Below are 16,860 nucleotides of genomic sequence, written 5' to 3'. Positions count from 1 at the left end.
TACGATTTGAACATAAAGGGGAAAGGAGTATCAACCCATGTTAAAAGCGGTGATCGATTTAGGTTCTAATTCGGTTAGGTTGGTGGTCTACCAGCAGGGCCCCCACGGAACCCAAAAAGAGGTAGATAACTTAAAGCAGGTGGTTCGCCTCAGCAACCACATCAACCGGGAAGGCCGGATTTCGGATGAAGGGATACGGATCACCGTTCATGTGTTGCGCCAGTTTAAACAACTTTGCGAAGCGTATGAGGTGGAAGAGGTGATCTGCGTTGCCACCCAGGCGGTGCGGATCGCGAAGAATCGGGAGGAATTGGTGGAGAGGATTTACCGGGAGACCGGTATTCCCGTCCGCATCTTAAGCGGGGAAGAAGAAGCCCGTTACGGATACCTGGCTGTGGTAAACACCATTCCCTTGGAGGAAGCCCTCACCGTCGATGTGGGCGGAGGAAGCACCGAAATCACCTATTTTAAAGATCGAAAGGTGTTGGAGAAAATCTCCATTCCCTATGGAGGCGTCAACGCAACGAAGGAATTCCTGCAGGGCGATCCCCCGACATCCAAAGAGATGAAGCGCCTGGAGCGGACCCTCCTTACCGAATTGGAGAAGTATCCATGGACGGCGGGAAGGCGTTGCCCCGTCATCGGCATGGGCGGAGCGGCCCGTACCATCGCCAAAATTCACCAAGCTCAGCGCCAGTATCCGTTAAGCATCCTGCATGCCTACCAGATGTGGCCCTATGAGGTAACCGGCATCCTTGAACTCCTGCTTTCCACCCCTCTGACGAAGCGAAAGGAGATGGGCGGCCTTTCCGCAGACCGGGCCGACATCATCATCGCCGGTGCCGCCATCCTGGATCTGGTGGTAAGGAGAGCGGAAGCCAACCAATTTATTTTGAGCAATAAGGGGCTGAGAGACGGAATCCTCATGGAAGAGGTCTTAAAAGCAAAGAATGAGGAACTCCTCTCCGACATGCTCCTCCACAGCATCGAGAATAACCTGGATCATTTTCATATGAATCGTGCGCATGCCTGGCGTGTAGCCTGTTTTTCAGAGCGACTTTTTACGGCGATGAAGGAAGCGGGGATTCACGCGTTTGGAAAAGAGGAGTTGAAGTGGCTAAAAACGGCCGCTCTCCTCCACGATGTAGGCCGGAGCATCAGCATCTACGACGCCAGCAAGCATACCTTTTACCTCCTTCTTCACGCTCCCTTGTACGGCGTCACCCATCGGGAGCGGGTCTTAATCGCCGCCATCGCCTCGTATAAGAGCACGAAACAAGTGAGCACGGAGCTATCCCGTTACGAAGAATTCCTCCATGAAGAAGATCTCCCTCTGGTGATCCAGTTGGGCGTCCTGCTTCGCTTTGTCCGCACGTTGGACCGGACAGAAACCGGAGATATAAAGGAAATTGAATTTATCGGAGGGGAGAAGGGGGGCACGATCCGCGTGAGAGCCGCGGAAGACTCCTTTTTGCAGATGGAACTGGCCTCTGAATGGGTGAAGAAGCTTTCGAAAGCCTATCACAGGGATTTTTCGTTGGAGGTGAATCGGGATGGGATTAGAGAATGAAACGAAAGATTTTGACCATCCATCCTACTACATCAATCGGGAGTTAAGCTGGCTCTCCTTTAACGAGAGGGTGCTGGAGGAAGCCCGGGATGAGAAGAATCCCCTCTTTGAGAGGTTAAAATTCCTGGCGATCACCGCCTCCAACCTGGACGAATTTTTCATGGTCCGCATCGCGGGCCTGAAGGATCAGGTGAAGTCAGGGAGAAACATCATTGACAATAAGACGAGAATGAGTGCCAGAGAGCAGTGGGAAGCGGCTTTGGAGCGGAGCAAGATCTTCATGGGGGAGATGATGTCTGCCTGGAACGATCAGCTCCTCCCCCTTCTGGCCCAAGAGGGGATCCTTTTTTTGAAATTTAAAGAATTAAACAAAGACCAGAAAGCCTACCTATCCGACCTCTTCGACCGGCTCATTTACCCGGTGCTCACCCCCATGGCGGTCGATGCAAGCCGCCCCTTCCCCATGCTCTTAAACCGCAGCTTAAACCTGGCCATCCTGATCGATCCGGAAGAGGCGGAGAAGGAGAAGCACCTATTTGCCTTCGTTCAGGTTCCGAGCGTTTTGCCCCGTTTCATCGAGGTTCCCAATCAGGAGGGAAAACGAACCTATATCCTCTTGGAAGAGTTGATCCGCAATCATCTGACCGATCTTTTCCGGGGAAAGAAGATCCTCTCCGCAGGCTCCTTCCGGATTACTCGGAATGCCGACCTCACATTGAATGAAGAGGGAGCGGAAGACCTCCTGGAAGAAATCGAGAAAGAACTGAAGAAGCGGAAGATGGGGGCCGCTGTCCGCATCGAGGTGGAGAAGGGAATGCACCCCTTCCTGAGGGGGGTGTTGGAAGAATGGGAAGAGATCAGCCCCCATGAGTTCGTAGAGATTGAAGGACCTCTTGATCTCACCTTCCTCTATCGGTTCGTGGGCCAGTCCGGTTTTCAATCCCTTCGGTATCCGGATCTTCCCCCCCTTCCCCCGGTGGATCTTAGGGGAGAACAGGACATCTTTGAAGCGATCCGCAACAAAGATCTTTTGATTCACCACCCCTATGAATCTTTTGAACCGGTCATCCATTTCGTTCGGCAGGCGGCCCAAGATCCCCACGTGTTGGCGATTAAACAAACCCTCTACCGGGTAGGAGGCGATTCCCCCATCGTAGCCGCTTTAGCGGAGGCGGCGGAAAGGGGAAAGCAGGTGACCGTTTTGGTCGAGCTTAAAGCTCGTTTTGATGAAGAAAAAAACATCGAATGGGCGAAAAAGCTGGAGCAGGCCGGCTGCCATGTGATCTACGGCTTGGTGGGACTAAAAACCCATGCGAAGATGATCCTGGTCGTCCGGCAAGAAAGGGATCGGCTCCGCCGTTATGTCCATTTGGGCACCGGCAATTATAACGAGAATACCGCCAAAATCTACAGCGACCTTAGCCTTTTTACCGTGAACGAAGCGATCGGGGAGGATGTCTCCTCGATTTTTAACCAACTCTCCGGCTACTCCTCCCTGCCTGAACTGCACCATCTGAGCGTGGCGCCGACGGGGCTTCGGGAAACCTTCATCGCCAATATTGAAGAGGTGATCTCCCATTCCACGCCGGAGCGGCCGGGGCATATCATCGCCAAGATGAACTCCCTCACCGATAAGGAGATGATCAAAGCCCTCTATCGCGCCTCTTCCTGTGGGGTAAAGATCGACCTCATCATCCGGGGCATTTGCTGTCTTCGCCCCGGTATACCCGGGATAAGCGAAAATATCCGGGTTTTTAGCATCGTAGGCCGGTTCCTGGAACATAGCCGCGTCTACTACTTTCAATACGGGAGGCGGGAGAAGGTCTTTGTCTCCAGTGCCGACTGGATGACCCGGAATCTGGACCGGCGGGTGGAAGCCCTCTTTCCCATCCTTAACCCCCGATTGAAGAAACGCATCATCCAATTTTTGGAGATCCAATTGATGGATAACGTGAAGCGGCGGGAGCTGATGACGGACGGCACTTATGTCCGGGTGAAGCCTGCGGAAGGGGAGGAACCCCTTTACACCCATGAATATCTCTACCGTTTGGCGGAAGAAGAACTGAGGCAGAGCGCGCGCCACCCTTTCCGCAAGTTTTAGGAAAACGGAAAAACCCCTCCGAAAATGAAGAGGTAGGGCGTACTGATAAAAGGGTCCCGTCCATAATAAAACCGATCCGGCAGGATGCAGCTTGCTGCAAGTGAGGTTTAAGAGAAACGCCCTAAACCGGAAGAGAAAAAGGGCGAAACCGCTCCTACGGGGAAGGGGGGAGAGGATGAACGAGGAAGAATTGCGTCAAATAATCAAAAAGGCGAAGAGTGGAGATCAGGTAAGCCGGGAAAAAGTGCTCAGCCATTTCCGCTCCTTTGTTTTAAATGTGGCCTCCAGAATTACCCATCGCTTTCTCACTTGGAGCGACGACGAAAGCAGCATCGGCTTAAACGCCTTAAACAAAGCCATCGATCATTACGACGAAAAGATGGGCAAGCATTTTCTAAGCTACAGCTATCTCCTCATCTCCAGGGAATTGATCGACTTCTTTCGCAAGGAGCGAAAGTTTAACCACCTGTCCCTGGAGGAGGGGCGCCCCATCGACGGGGAGGGAGAAGAAGGGGAAACCTCTCCCTATGAGTGGGAAGAAGCCTTGCGCCGGCATCAATGGGAAGAAGGGCGCGCGGAACTGATCCAAGAGATTCTCCTCTATGAGTCGGAATTGGAGAAATATCACCTCTCCTTCCATGAACTTCCCGACATCTCCCCCAAACATAAGGACACCCGGCAAAACTGTTTTAAACTGGCCCAAACCTTCGCCACCTCCCCTGAACTGGTGGAGAAATTGAGAAAAAAAAGGCGGCTTCCGATCGCCGATCTGGCCCGCTACTCCGGGACCCCCACCAAAACCATCGAGAAAAACCGTAAATATATATTAGCGGTCATTATCCTTCTTCTTCATCCTGATTTGGAACGCCTGAAAGAATACATACGAAAAGGAGGGGATGAAACATGAAAAAGGGAAAAGGGATCGTTTTAAAGCTGGAACAGGACGGGATGATCCTTCTGGGGCAAGATGGAGGATTTTACCGCCGCCCTCTTCCCCATCCCCTCCCCCTCCTCGGCGAGGAGTTGGAATATGAGATCGAAGAGGAGTTGGCTCCTTCGAACGAGGGCATCGCCGGCAAGAAGGGATTTCCTGGGATACAACGATTCCCCCTGCGCCGCCTCGCGGTGGCCGCCCTGATCCTCCTCATCATTGCAGGGTCCATATTGATTCGACCGATCACACCGGAGGCCGCCTATGTCGTTGCCCTGGACATCAATCCCAACCTGGAGCTTTATGTGGACCGCCAAGATCGGGTGCAAAAGGTGATTGCCTATGATGAGGAAACGAACCGTTTCTTAGAAGGGCTTCTGTTAAAAGGGGCGAACATAACGGAGGCGGTTGGCGAGATTACGGCCAGAGCGAAAGAGAAAGGGTATCTTCAAAAACCGGATGCCTGGGTCGTCGCTACCGTTGTTCCGCTAAAAAGTGAGGTCAAAAAAGAAGAAATCCTTGCGAAAATCGGCGAGGTCTTGACGGCAGGTGAAGAGAAAGGGAAAGTGATCCTCACTTCCGCCGATCCGAAAAATCTGGACGAGGCCCACAAAAAAAATCTTCCCGTTTATAAATATGCCGTTCTCCAATATTTAGAAAAAAGTGGGTCGAAGATTTCCGAGAAAGAGAAAAAAACGCCGACCGTACAACTGATGGAGGAATTCAAGATCAACCTGAACGATATCCTGAACGACGGGGAAATCTTGAGACAAGAACCCCAAAAAGGGGACAACGGCAAGGGGAAGAAGGACGAGAACACGGAGGATCAGGGAGTGAATGGGATCGACGGAGTGAAGCGGGCGGAAGGGGAGAAGAAGGGTCAGAAGAAAGATGATGCGGGGAAGAATGCGAGCGGCCGGACCGGGGAAGGCATAAAACAGAGCGGGGAGATAAAGCAAGTAGGAGAAAAGACGGGAGGAAAAGAAACGAACGAATCGGGAAATAACGAATCGGGAAATAACGAATCGGGAAATAAGGAATCGGGAAATAAGGAAGGGTCCGGCAAAAAGAACGAAGGGGGAAAGGATGTAAAGGCGGAACATGAGAAGAAAAAAGGTGGAGAGAAAGAAAAAGGGAACGAGCAAAACCAAGGAGATGGGAAGAGATGAGGAAGGAAAAAGATGAAAGAGAAGCTGTAACAGAATTGTAACAAGCGGCATTCAAATCTGTGATTTCCGTCACGCCTCCCTTTTTTCAAGCCTCGTACAATGAGGTCGTTAAATCAAAGAAAAAAGGGAGGATGTGTGATGGCGAAGGAACGGCCTGCCAGCCATTCGGCGATGAAAGAGGCGGGAACCACCCGGATTTCCTTTCTTAAATCGGTTCTCATTTTTACGCTCATTTTAAGTTTTTCGGTTCTCCTCATGGGGGGGTACTGGGTTTTTAAAGACCAAGCTCCCCGTCCCGAGAAGGTGGTTAATCAAGCGGGGGAAATTGTTTTTACCAAGGAGCAGCTCATCGGTGGACAGGCGGTTTTCCAAAAGTATGGGTTGATGGATTATGGAACGGTGCTCGGGGATGGTTCCTATTTGGGCCCGGATTACACGGCGGAAACCCTCCGAGTGTATACGGAAGCGATGCAGGAATTCTACGCAAGAGTCGATTATAAGAAAGCATTTACCGCCTTATCCTCTACAGAACAGGCGGCGATCCGTGAAAAGGTGATTGCGGAGATCAAAGAAAACCGTTACGATGCGGCGAAAAAGCAATTGGTCTTGACAGATGCCCAGACCGCCGGATTGGAAGCTGTGAGGGTGTATTACAAGAAAGCCTTTACCCAAGGGGATGAGAATGGGATTCTACCCGCCTTCATCTCCGAAGCGCACATGCCTCGTGGGGATCGCGCCTACGTCGCATCAGGAGACCAAATTGATCAACTCTCCGATTTCTTCTTTTGGACCGCATGGCTTTCCAGTACCTTGCGGCCTGGAGAAACGATCACCTATACCAACAATTGGCCTTTTTATACGGAAGCGGGCAATCAACTTTCCTTTGGCGCCATTTTGTGGAGCGGCATCTCCGTCACAGTACTCATCCTCATGTTAGCCCTGATCATGTTTGTCTACTATCGCTACAAACTGGAGATGGAAGAGGCTTATCTCCCTGGGCATTTCCCCTCATTCAATCTGGCGGCAGATCCGCTAACTCCTTCCCAACGGAAGACGGGAAAATATTTTGCCGTGGTTGCAGCTCTCTTCTTTGTACAGGTCATGTTTGGAGGACTCCTGGCCCACTATTATTTGGAACCCGATTCTTTCTATGGATTGGATTGGATCGTTAATCTCTTTCCTTTTACGTTGGCGAAAACCTACCATCTTCAATTGGCCATTTTCTGGATCGCCACGGCTTGGCTGGGCATGGGGATCTATGTGGCTCCCCTCGTCGGCGGAAGGGAGCCGAAATATCAGGGGTTACTGGTAGACTTCCTCTTTTGGGCACTCGTTGTTTTGGTTGGCGGGAGCATGGTGGGAGAGTGGTTAGGAGCGAAAGGCTTCCTGGGAAATGTCTGGTTTCTTCTCGGTCATCAGGGATGGGAGTACTTGGAACTTGGAAGGATCTGGCAGATTATTTTGGCGATCGGAATGACCCTTTGGCTGATCATCGTCTATCGAGGCTTAAGAGATGGGCTAAAGCAGGAAAAAGACCGGGGCGGTCTGGTTCACCTTCTCTTCTATTCAGCCATCGCCGTTCCCTTCTTTTACCTCTTCGCCTTTCTCATAAATCCGGGAACCAGCTTTACTTTTGCCGACTACTGGCGCTGGTGGATCATCCATCTCTGGGTGGAGGGCATCTTCGAAGTATTTGCCGTCGTGGTCATCGGTTTTCTCATGGTGCAGATGAAACTTACCACCAAAGCTTCCACGATACGAGCCCTTTACTTTCAGATCATCCTTTTGCTAGGTTCCGGCGTGATCGGGATTGGACATCATTATTACTATAACGGTTCACCGGAGGTATGGGTTGCCCTGGGAGCGGTCTTCTCTGCCTTGGAAGTGATTCCACTCACCCTCCTTATTCTCGACGCTTACGGACACTACAGGATGTTGCGACATGGGGGAGTAAACTTCCCCTACCGTGCCTCATTCTGGTTCCTTATCTCCACCGCCATATGGAACCTTCTTGGAGCGGGCGTCTTGGGCTTTTTGATCAATCTACCGGCGGTCAACTATTTTGAACATGGGCAAATGTTGACTGCAGCCCATGGGCATGGCTCAATGATGGGGGTCTATGGGATGTTTGCCATCGCCGTCCTTCTCTTCTCCCTCCGGAATGTGGTGAAACCGGAGTGGTGGAACGACAAGTGGCTGAAGGTATCGGTGTGGGGGTTAAACTTAGGACTCGCGGGCATGATTCTCTTCACACTCCTTCCCGTGGGGTTGGTTCAATTAAAAATGGCCTACGATTCCGGGTACTGGTTTTCACGCTCCGCCGCATTTTTTCAAGATGGATCGGTTCGCTTCCTTCTCTGGATTCGGTTGATTCCCGATTCCGCCTTTATCCTCCTGGGAGTGGTTCCCCTCCTCATCTTCACGGTTCGCGCGCTCTTTAACCTGAGGAAACCGACGGTGAAAGAGGGAGAACTTCTGGAGATGTAAACGTTTCGGAGATCAACTGGAGAAGGGCTGTTTCAAAAGCGTATAGTCGAAAAAGCCGATCCCAAATTTGAAACTGAAAACATCCCGGACCACAATCGTCGTGGAACGGGATGTATGTTTTTGTGCAATGGAAGATGACGGTAGGGCCCCAATTTCAAACTACGAATGGTGAAACTTTTTCTCTTCTTATCCGTTTATAAGAGTGTAAAATAGATTCTGTCATTTTTACACGCACTCCTGAAGATATGGGAAGAAGGACGGAGAAAGGGGAAAAGGCAGATGAATGGGAAGATCCTGCGAAGGACAGAAAAAACGATTACGATACTTCTATTAGGAAGCCTGCTCGTACTCATCAGCGGTTGTGGGGAAGAAGCGGGCAATTCCGTCTCTCCGCCTCAAGTGGAAACTCCTCCTGCATCCGATCTTCCTACCACTCCCGAAGAGATCATCTCCCATTTTCATCGGAACGACTTTGCCTACATCTACGAACATGCCACGAAGAGCTTTCAGCAACAGCTCCCTTATCAAAGTCTGGCCGAGTTGGGAAAAGCCTTTAATGAAGGGGTTAAAGAATACCGATTAGAGACGAAATTTAAAACAAAGGATGGATGGAAATATATTTGGATCGACGACTCAAAGAGGAAATCGGTTACCGCGGTCTTAAATGAGAAAAATCGTTTGGAGGCCCTCCTCATTACTCCGCTCGAGACCTATTCGGCCAACGACGGAATATATAGCAAAACCATTTTTTCCCTTCCCTTCGAAGGGGTCTGGTTTGTCCTCTCGGGCGGCACCGATGAGGTGGTCAATTATCACTATAAATCGGAGCAGGAGCGGTATGCCGTGGACTTCGTCCAGATGGAGGAAGGGGTGGAATACGAAGGAACCGGGGCGACGAATGAAGAGTATTATTGCTATGGGGAGCCGGTATATGCCCCTGCCGAGGGAAGCGTTGTCGCTGTGGAGGAGGATGTGGAGGAAAATCAGCCGGGAATCCCCAATCTTGACGACCCGTTTGGAAACTATGTGATTTTAAAACATGGAAGCGGGGAATACAGCCTCCTGTCCCAATTGCAAAAGGGGAGCGTTGCGGTGGAGATAGGGGATAAGGTTTCCCGCGGGGATCTGCTGGGTTATGTGGGAAACTCCGGGGATTCCATGGAGCCCCACCTTCATTTCCAGGTGATGGACTCTCCTCATCTGGATGAGATGAAATCGATCAACATCCGTTTTCAGGGCTACGGTCAATTGGTGCAAGGAATGTGGGTAGAAAACAAGGGATGAACGAACGCCGGCCTTACTCATTCGGAGGGGAGTAAGCGCCGGTTTTTTTTCGGCAAAAAAGGGTTGATCGAAACAGAATTCTTCTTTATACTGTCTATATCGGATGCACATGTGTTTATTGAAGGGGGAATATGGACTTGAAGGGAAAACCGGAGGAGACCTTCTATTTAGTTCGCGGTGATCTCCTCCCAGAAGCGATTGTGAAAACCATCGAAGCAAAACAATTGTTGGCCAGCGGGAAAACGGAAACGGTGATGGAGGCCGTACAGAGAACGGGATTAAGCCGGAGTGCCTTTTATAAATATAAGGACGGTGTCTTTCCTTTTCAGGCGGTCGTGAAAGAGAAGATCATCGTGGTGAGCATGAATCTGGTTCACAAGACAGGGATTCTATCCCAAGTATTGCGCTATATTGCAGAAACGGGCTGTAACGTTCTCACCATCAATCAAGCCATTCCCCTGCAGGGGGTAGCCAATGTAACGCTTACCCTGGACACTTCTACCTTGGAGAGTAGTGTGAGTGAACTCATTGATGGATTGAATCAAATGGAGGGGGTTTCCAAAGCGAGCGTCGTCGGGAGGGGGTAAATCCCTTTTCCGCGACGTTCGGGGCGAAGAAATGATAAAGGGAAAAGAGGATTTAGAGAGGATGGTAGAACGATTAGGATGAGCAGAGTATGAAGAACGGCACGCCGCGTGAAGGGACGTCAAAAAGTGAGAGGAGTGGAGCAGATGGCCCAAGGCATATTACAAAGATATAAAGCATATCTCCCTGTGACGGAATCAACCCCTCTGTTAACCCTAAACGAGGGAAATACCCCCCTGGTCTTTCTCCCCCGTATGTCGGAGAGTCTGGGGGTTGAACTGCATGTAAAACTTGAAGGGCTAAACCCCACCGGTTCGTTTAAAGACCGGGGGATGGTGATGGCCGTCGCCAAAGCGATGGAGGAAGGGAGCCGGACCATCATCTGTGCTTCCACCGGAAATACCTCCGCCTCTGCAGCCGCTTATGCGGCCCGGGCCGGGCTCCGGGCGATCGTGATCATCCCGGAAGGAAAGGTGGCGCTGGGTAAACTGGCGCAAGCCTTTCTCTACGGAGCGGAGGTGTATCAGATCCGCGGCAATTTTGATCAAGGGCTCCGCCTTGTCCGGCAGCTCACCGAATCAGAACCCATCACCCTGGTCAATTCGGTTAACCCTTATCGGATCGAAGGGCAGAAAACGGCTGCCTTTGAGATCGTGGACGAGTTGGGAAGCGCTCCGGATATCCTGGCGATCCCGGTGGGTAACGCGGGAAACATCACCGCCTATTGGAAGGGTTTTGTCCAGTATCTTCCACATGGGAAACGGCCGCGCATGTTCGGTTTTGAAGCGGAGGGGGCTGCAGCGATCGTCCGAGGGGAACCCATCGCAGAGCCGGAGACCGTCGCAACGGCGATCCGCATCGGCAACCCTGCGAGTTGGACAGGGGCGGTAGAAGCGATGCGGCAATCCGGGGGGAAGATTGACTCCGTGACCGATCGAGAGATCGTATCCGCCTATCAGGATTTGGCACGGTTGGAAGGGATCTTCGTTGAACCCGCCTCCGCCGCCTCCGTGGCGGGAGTCCGCAAAGAGGTCATATCAGGGGAAATACGGAAAGGATCTCGAGTCGTCGCCGTTCTGACGGGAAATGGCTTAAAGGATCCGGGGACGGCCATGGAAGTTGCCCCGCCTGTGACCCAATCCATCGATGCGGATCTCACCTCTCTCATCAGAGCCCTGCGCCAAAGAGAGATGGAGGGGGAAAAGAGCCGTGCCTAAAGAGAGGAGAATCCGCGTTCAAGTTCCGGGAACCTCTGCCAATATAGGTCCCGGTTTCGATTCCTTAGGGATCGCCTTAAATCTCTACCTCACCGTGACGGCGAAGGAGAGTCTGGAGACGGTGATCCACCTCTCTCCGGCCTTAAAAGATCGCCTGCCCACCGATGAAACCAACCTGGTCTATCGTGCCTTTTCCTATATTTTTGAGAAAAAGGGGGAGACGGCACCTCCCCTTCACATCGAATTGGACAGCCAGATCCCCCTCTCCCGGGGATTGGGCAGCAGCGCCACCGCCATTGTGGCCGGCCTCCTCCTGGGGAATGAATGGAGCGGCTCTCCGTATACGAAGGAGGAACTCCTCCAATTCGCTTATGAGATGGAGGGACACCCGGATAACGTGGCGGCAGCCCTCTATGGAGGAATGACGGCGGCCTTTGTCGAGGAGGGGAGAGCCTTTGCCGTTCCGGTTCCGGTCGTACTTTCCCTCTCCTTTTTAGCCATCGTTCCGGAGACTCCCCTCTCCACCATCCAGGCTAGATCGGCTCTTCCGGAACACTATGAACGAAACGATGTCATTCATACGATCTCAAGGACCGCTCTCCTCATCGCCTCCTTAACGGGAGGAGATCCCTCCTACCTAAGGCAGGCTTTAACGGACAAGATTCATCAACCTTACCGTCTTCCCCTTATTCCTTTCGGAGAAGAGATCATGGCCTGGAGCGGTAAGGGGAACAAAGGGATTTATCTTAGCGGTGCCGGTCCCACCTTCATGGCCCTTTTTGAAGGACGGGGGGAGAGAGAGGCGTTTCAATCCCTGCTCCACGAAGAAGGGGTAAAATGGCTTCAAAAAGTCCGCTTCCTATCTCTGGAGATGGATCGGGTAGGAGCCCGGGCAGAACATCTCCCCATCACAGAACGGGTCTAACCGGAAAGATTTTTCCGCATGATTTATTCGCCTCTTCCGGCGGATGCTGCAGTGACTTATCTTGAACATCATACCATGGAGTGGAACCATTGATTGAGAAAGAGAGGAAAAACCATTGAAAGAAACGTTGGCATTCCTGGGGCCGTCCGGTTCTTTTTCAGAAGAGGCGGCCCTCTCCCTTCCGTATGAAGGGGAGCGCATCGGTTACCGAACCATCCCTGACTGTTTGGAAGCAGCCGACCGGGGAGAGGTAAACTATGCCATCGTCCCCATCGAAAACTCGATCGAAGGATCGGTGAATCAATCGATCGACTGGCTCATCCATGAAGTAAACCTAACCATCTGGGCGGAAGTGGTTTTACCCATACACCATGGCCTTTACGTTCATCCGAGGAACCAGGGGCTTCCTTTTTCCGAGATTGAGAAGATTTATTCCCATCCCCAGGCCATCGCCCAAACCCATCGCTATCTGCGAAAGGAATTGTCCCACGCGGAAGTCGAATTTATGCCCAGCACCAGTGAAGCCTGCCGTCTCGTTTATGAATCCCCGGACAAACCGTGGGCAGCCATCGGCAATCGACGTGCAGCTAACCTTTATCATCTCGTCTCTCGGGCGGAAGAAATTCAGGACTATGAGGAGAATCATACCCGTTTCCTCATGGTAGGGCGGGAGGAGCCTTCCCTTCCCCCTTCCCCCAAGAGGAAGACCACCATTCTCGTCACCTTGGGAGCCGATTTTCCGGGAGCCCTCCATCAGGTGCTCTCCTGTTTTAGCTGGCGTAAGATTAACCTTTCCCGCATCGAGTCCCGCCCCACGAAGAAGGGACTTGGGAGCTACCATTTTTTCATCGATATTGAACGGCCGATGGATGCGATTCTCCTCCCCTCCACCTTTGCGGAGATCGAAGCCCTGGGCTGCAAGGTCCGCTTTCTAGGAAGCTATCCGGTATATGAATCGAAAGAATAGGCATTCTTCTATAACACGTTGCCGATTTGGGTGCATAGGTTATAGTGACTAATGCATCCAGATAGGAGGCTATGCCTGTGCGCATTCATATGGTACGTCCTGGGGAAACCTTATCCCTGTTGGCGAAAATCTATGAAGTGGATGAGAAGGAGATCGTAAAGGCGAATGGTCTGATCGAAGGAACCCCCATTATCGCTGGGATGAAATTAGGCATACCGTCCCAGGGGGTCCGCATGTCTCTCTCACGAGACGGAATCCTCGCGGGGCGACCTGCGCGGCCTGCCGAGATTCCCGAAAACCAGGAGACAGGGGGAGGAAGGGGAGAAGCGGCGGAAGAAAAAGCTCCTTCCTACCCCCCGGCACCGATGGAAGAACTAGAACCGAAGGAAGAGATGAAGCCAAAGGTAGAACTAAAGCCGAAAGAAAAGATACAACCAAAGATTGAGCTGAAACCAAAGGAAGGATTAGAAAAACCCGCCGGTAAAGAAAAGGTCCCCGAGAACCTTTTTTCCAAGATGCCGAATGCGGTCGACGAATCAAGTCCGATGGATCCTCCTGCGGTGAAGGGCGGGAGCGCTGCCTGGGATTGGCCGCATACGTACTCGGAGTTCTTCACCCCGCCGGGCATTCACCGTCCGGAACCGATCGATTCCCCGCAAGCCGGTGCGTCCTGGATGGATGCCCCGCCACACGAACTCCCATCGGCGCACGGGCCGCAAATCTATGCATCGGCCTATGGATTTTCAGGGTTCCCTTCCCCAACCCCGGGGGTGTTCCCCAATCATCCGTTCGGTTCGTACGGCATTGGGACGCCCTATCCCATCCGCCCGGCATATGGTTCAGCTTATGATCGATTTCCTGGAATGGGGTTGCCCTTCTTCTCATACAGCATCGCCCCCATGGCTTATCCTCCGGCAGGGATGATGAGGCCGCCTTCCCCTTACGGTCTCTGGCAGGGAACCCAGGAGAAATTTTTCGATTTGGAGCACTGGGCAGAAAAATGGGAGGAGGAAGAAGAGGCGGGATATAAGTAATGGGGATACGCATGATCCACTTCCTCATGAAAAAAAAAGAACGGTGATGAACGGTTTCGCTCAGCGGGTCCGGGCGCCGTTGTAGAGTTTCCTTTCATTTTTTGTTATAATGATTAACAAAGAAAAGAAAGGAGCGGACGTCATGGACCGTTTTCTTCAATTTATCCAAGAATACAGGGAGAACCTGGAGGAGGATCTGGAGAGACGATTACACTTTATCCGGGAACAGGTTTTGGGGAACGGGTTAAATGGAGCGGTGGTGGGAATTTCCGGAGGCATCGACAGTGCCGTAACGGCGGCGCTATGTATCCGTGCCCTGGGACGAGACCGGGTGGTTGGGGTTTGGATGCCCGCCTACTCCCAAGAGGTGCACGGGGAGGATGCGGCGAAGCTAAAGGAGGCCATCGGGTTAAACCTCGTTACCGTGAATTTGAATAAAGCGTATGATGCGATCATCCAAAGCATCGAGGAAGCCGTACTCCCCCTGAACGATATGGCAAGGGGGAACACCAAGGCCAGGCTGCGCATGACGACCCTGTATGCCATCGCCAATCAGAAGGGGTATCTTGTGGCGGACACCTGTAACGCCAGCGAAATTTATGTGGGTTATATGACCAAAGGGGGGGATGGATTGGCCGATTTCAACGCCATCGCCACGCTGACCAAAACCCAGATTCGCATCCTAGCCGAATACCTGGGAATTCCGGAATCGATCCGCAAAAAACCCCCCACCGCCGACCTGTGGGCGGATCAGACCGATGAAGGGGAGATGGGCTTTACGTATGAAGATTTAGACCGCTACATCATCACCGGCGAGGCGGATCCCAGGGTGAAGGAGAGGATTGATACCCTGCACCGCATTTCGGAACATAAACGAAGCTTGATGCCGGGGATTTAAATCCAGGCATAGAGGCTCCAAAAGAGAGGGTTTCCTGCCGTGCGGAGAGCCGGGGGAAATCTTCTCTTTGTTTTTTCTTCCACATCCGGTGTGAACAACCATTCCCCCTCTCCCCTTTATGGGCTCATTCCTTCGCTGCTCCTCCATGCACTCATCCATAACGGATCCATTATCTCAACAGGCTCCCCGATTAAATTTGGCGTTTTATCCCTTCTTTTTGGTTGAATCGACTTTTGACATAGGAGTTCATGAACTTGTGAATAAAGTACCGGAAAAAGTGATTTTACGAGGTGATATAGCTTGCTTTTTACAACTCAATTTATGTTCAAATTGGTTTTTTGAATTCCGTATTGCGGTGATAGCATCAGTGCGATGTTTGCGTTATCTTACACGATAATAAAAACAACAATGTCAGAGATGATGTGTAAAATGTAATTGCGAGTATTTATGAATTTTGTGAGGAAGAAGGGAGAAGTGTTGTATCCATTTACGAAAGAGTTAGCGCAAGAAATCGTCGAACGGACCATGAAGATTTTAGGAAGAAACATTAATGTGATGGATCGGGAAGGAGTTATTATTGGCTCCGGCGATAAAGAGAGAATCGGTGATGTTCATGAAGGGGCATTGCTAGTACTAAAGGAAAATAAGACTGTTGAAATTGACGAACGGTCCGTATGGCGGCTAAACGGAGTCAAAATGGGGATTAATTTGCCAATTCATTTTCTAGGGGAAACGGTAGGAGTAATTGGCATTACTGGGCATCCTGACGACATTCGGGAGTATGCGCACTTAGTGAAAATGGCGGCTGAACTTGTGTTGCAGCAATCATTTTTTTTAGAACAAGGACAGTGGAAGCAGCGCCTCACGGAAGAGCTGATCAACCAGCTCATTTTTGATGACCATATTGAAGAGGAGCGTTTTCTCAAACGGGCAAAGACGCTCGGCATCGACTTATCTCTTCCACGGTTTATGGTGGTAATCGAAACTCCCGAACAGCAAATACGTTTTTTTCGAGTGCTTACGTACGAATTAGAGCAGGAAGATGTGGCTGCATTTACATACGCTTCCGAAATCGCCGTGTTGAAATGGGCGCCTCACAAGGAAAAAAGCATTGGAGACGTAATCCATGCGGCGGAAAGATGGGCTCGAAAGATGCCTGGAGGAAAAATTGGTATTGGTCCTTACGGTGCCAATATTGGCGAATTCAGATATTCATACACATTGGCAAAGCAAGCGGTGAAGATAGGAAGGAAAATCTACCCCAATGAACGTGTCTATTATTATGAAAACATTGCCTTGGAAATGGTTTTGTCACATATCGGGGAGCTACCGTTGGCAAAACAATTTTTTTCATTTTACGAAGAACTTCTTTGTCAAGATGAAACAGGGGAACTACAAGAAACGCTCAGTACGTATATCGAGGAAAAAGGAGAATTGAACAAGACGGCGAACAAATTATTCATTCACCGCAATACGCTGCGCTATCGTTTAGAAAAGATTCGCCGCATTACAGGAAAAGACCCTTATAACGCAAAAGATTTATTGCAGCTTTATGCAGCTTTGATCATCTATCGTTTGCGTTGATTGTTCATTTGCACAATGGCAGGAAAGCTAGGCAATCGGAAATTTTAAATTCTACCACAATGAAACGGAACCTGGCAGCGCTTACAATAAAGTGCATAAAGGAGGGCT

13 protein-coding genes are annotated in these 16,860 nt (G+C 51.2%); all 13 read left to right on the top strand.

Features of this window, described 5'->3' with window-relative positions:
- Positions 1-37 precede the first annotated feature (37 nt).
- The gene (ppx, locus tag THEAE_RS0110190) at positions 38-1,570 is read left to right on the top strand and encodes an exopolyphosphatase (RefSeq protein ID WP_028987383.1); all 1,533 of its coding nucleotides are present in this window, start codon (positions 38-40) and stop codon (positions 1,568-1,570) included.
- Positions 1,554-3,671, top strand: coding sequence for an RNA degradosome polyphosphate kinase (locus tag THEAE_RS0110185; protein ID WP_028987382.1), 2,118 nt, complete (start codon positions 1,554-1,556; stop codon positions 3,669-3,671). Before ppx ends, THEAE_RS0110185 begins: the two co-directional genes overlap by 17 nt.
- A gap of 175 nt (positions 3,672-3,846) precedes the next feature.
- Positions 3,847-4,578, top strand: a complete 732-nt coding sequence (locus THEAE_RS0110180) for a sigma factor (RefSeq protein ID WP_028987381.1) — start codon at positions 3,847-3,849, stop codon at positions 4,576-4,578.
- The gene (locus THEAE_RS0110175; protein WP_028987380.1) at positions 4,575-5,771 is read left to right on the top strand and encodes an anti-sigma-I factor RsgI family protein; all 1,197 of its coding nucleotides are present in this window, start codon (positions 4,575-4,577) and stop codon (positions 5,769-5,771) included. Before THEAE_RS0110180 ends, THEAE_RS0110175 begins: the two co-directional genes overlap by 4 nt.
- Before the next feature lie 171 nt (positions 5,772-5,942).
- Positions 5,943-8,258 carry a nitric-oxide reductase large subunit gene (locus THEAE_RS0110170; protein ID WP_028987379.1) on the top strand — a complete coding sequence of 772 codons (2,316 nt, stop codon included), beginning with the start codon at positions 5,943-5,945 and terminating at the stop codon, positions 8,256-8,258.
- 279 nt (positions 8,259-8,537) lie between these two features.
- Positions 8,538-9,542, top strand: a complete 1,005-nt coding sequence (locus tag THEAE_RS0110165) for a M23 family metallopeptidase (protein ID WP_005583964.1) — start codon at positions 8,538-8,540, stop codon at positions 9,540-9,542.
- Positions 9,543-9,673: 131 nt separating this feature from the next.
- Positions 9,674-10,129 carry an ACT domain-containing protein gene (locus THEAE_RS0110160; protein WP_028987377.1) on the top strand — a complete coding sequence of 152 codons (456 nt, stop codon included), beginning with the start codon at positions 9,674-9,676 and terminating at the stop codon, positions 10,127-10,129.
- A gap of 144 nt (positions 10,130-10,273) precedes the next feature.
- Positions 10,274-11,344 carry a threonine synthase gene (thrC, locus tag THEAE_RS0110155; protein WP_028987376.1) on the top strand — a complete coding sequence of 357 codons (1,071 nt, stop codon included), beginning with the start codon at positions 10,274-10,276 and terminating at the stop codon, positions 11,342-11,344.
- Positions 11,337-12,269 carry a homoserine kinase gene (gene thrB, locus THEAE_RS0110150; RefSeq protein WP_028987375.1) on the top strand — a complete coding sequence of 311 codons (933 nt, stop codon included), beginning with the start codon at positions 11,337-11,339 and terminating at the stop codon, positions 12,267-12,269. The genes thrC and thrB overlap by 8 nt, the downstream gene beginning before the upstream one ends.
- A 115-nt stretch (positions 12,270-12,384) precedes the next feature.
- Positions 12,385-13,236, top strand: coding sequence for a prephenate dehydratase (pheA, locus tag THEAE_RS0110145; protein ID WP_005583956.1), 852 nt, complete (start codon positions 12,385-12,387; stop codon positions 13,234-13,236).
- A gap of 77 nt (positions 13,237-13,313) precedes the next feature.
- Positions 13,314-14,270, top strand: coding sequence for a LysM peptidoglycan-binding domain-containing protein (locus tag THEAE_RS0110140; RefSeq protein ID WP_028987374.1), 957 nt, complete (start codon positions 13,314-13,316; stop codon positions 14,268-14,270).
- A gap of 142 nt (positions 14,271-14,412) precedes the next feature.
- Positions 14,413-15,168 carry an NAD(+) synthase gene (gene nadE, locus THEAE_RS0110135; protein ID WP_028987373.1) on the top strand — a complete coding sequence of 252 codons (756 nt, stop codon included), beginning with the start codon at positions 14,413-14,415 and terminating at the stop codon, positions 15,166-15,168.
- Between the two features lie 447 nt (positions 15,169-15,615).
- Positions 15,616-16,752 carry a CdaR family transcriptional regulator gene (locus THEAE_RS0110125; protein WP_051430707.1) on the top strand — a complete coding sequence of 379 codons (1,137 nt, stop codon included), beginning with the start codon at positions 15,616-15,618 and terminating at the stop codon, positions 16,750-16,752.
- Positions 16,753-16,860: the final 108 nt, after the last annotated feature.

This window comes from Thermicanus aegyptius DSM 12793 (assembly GCF_000510645.1).
Taxonomy (GTDB): domain Bacteria; phylum Bacillota; class Bacilli; order Thermicanales; family Thermicanaceae; genus Thermicanus; species Thermicanus aegyptius.
This window is presented reverse-complemented; position numbering and strand designations above follow the sequence as displayed.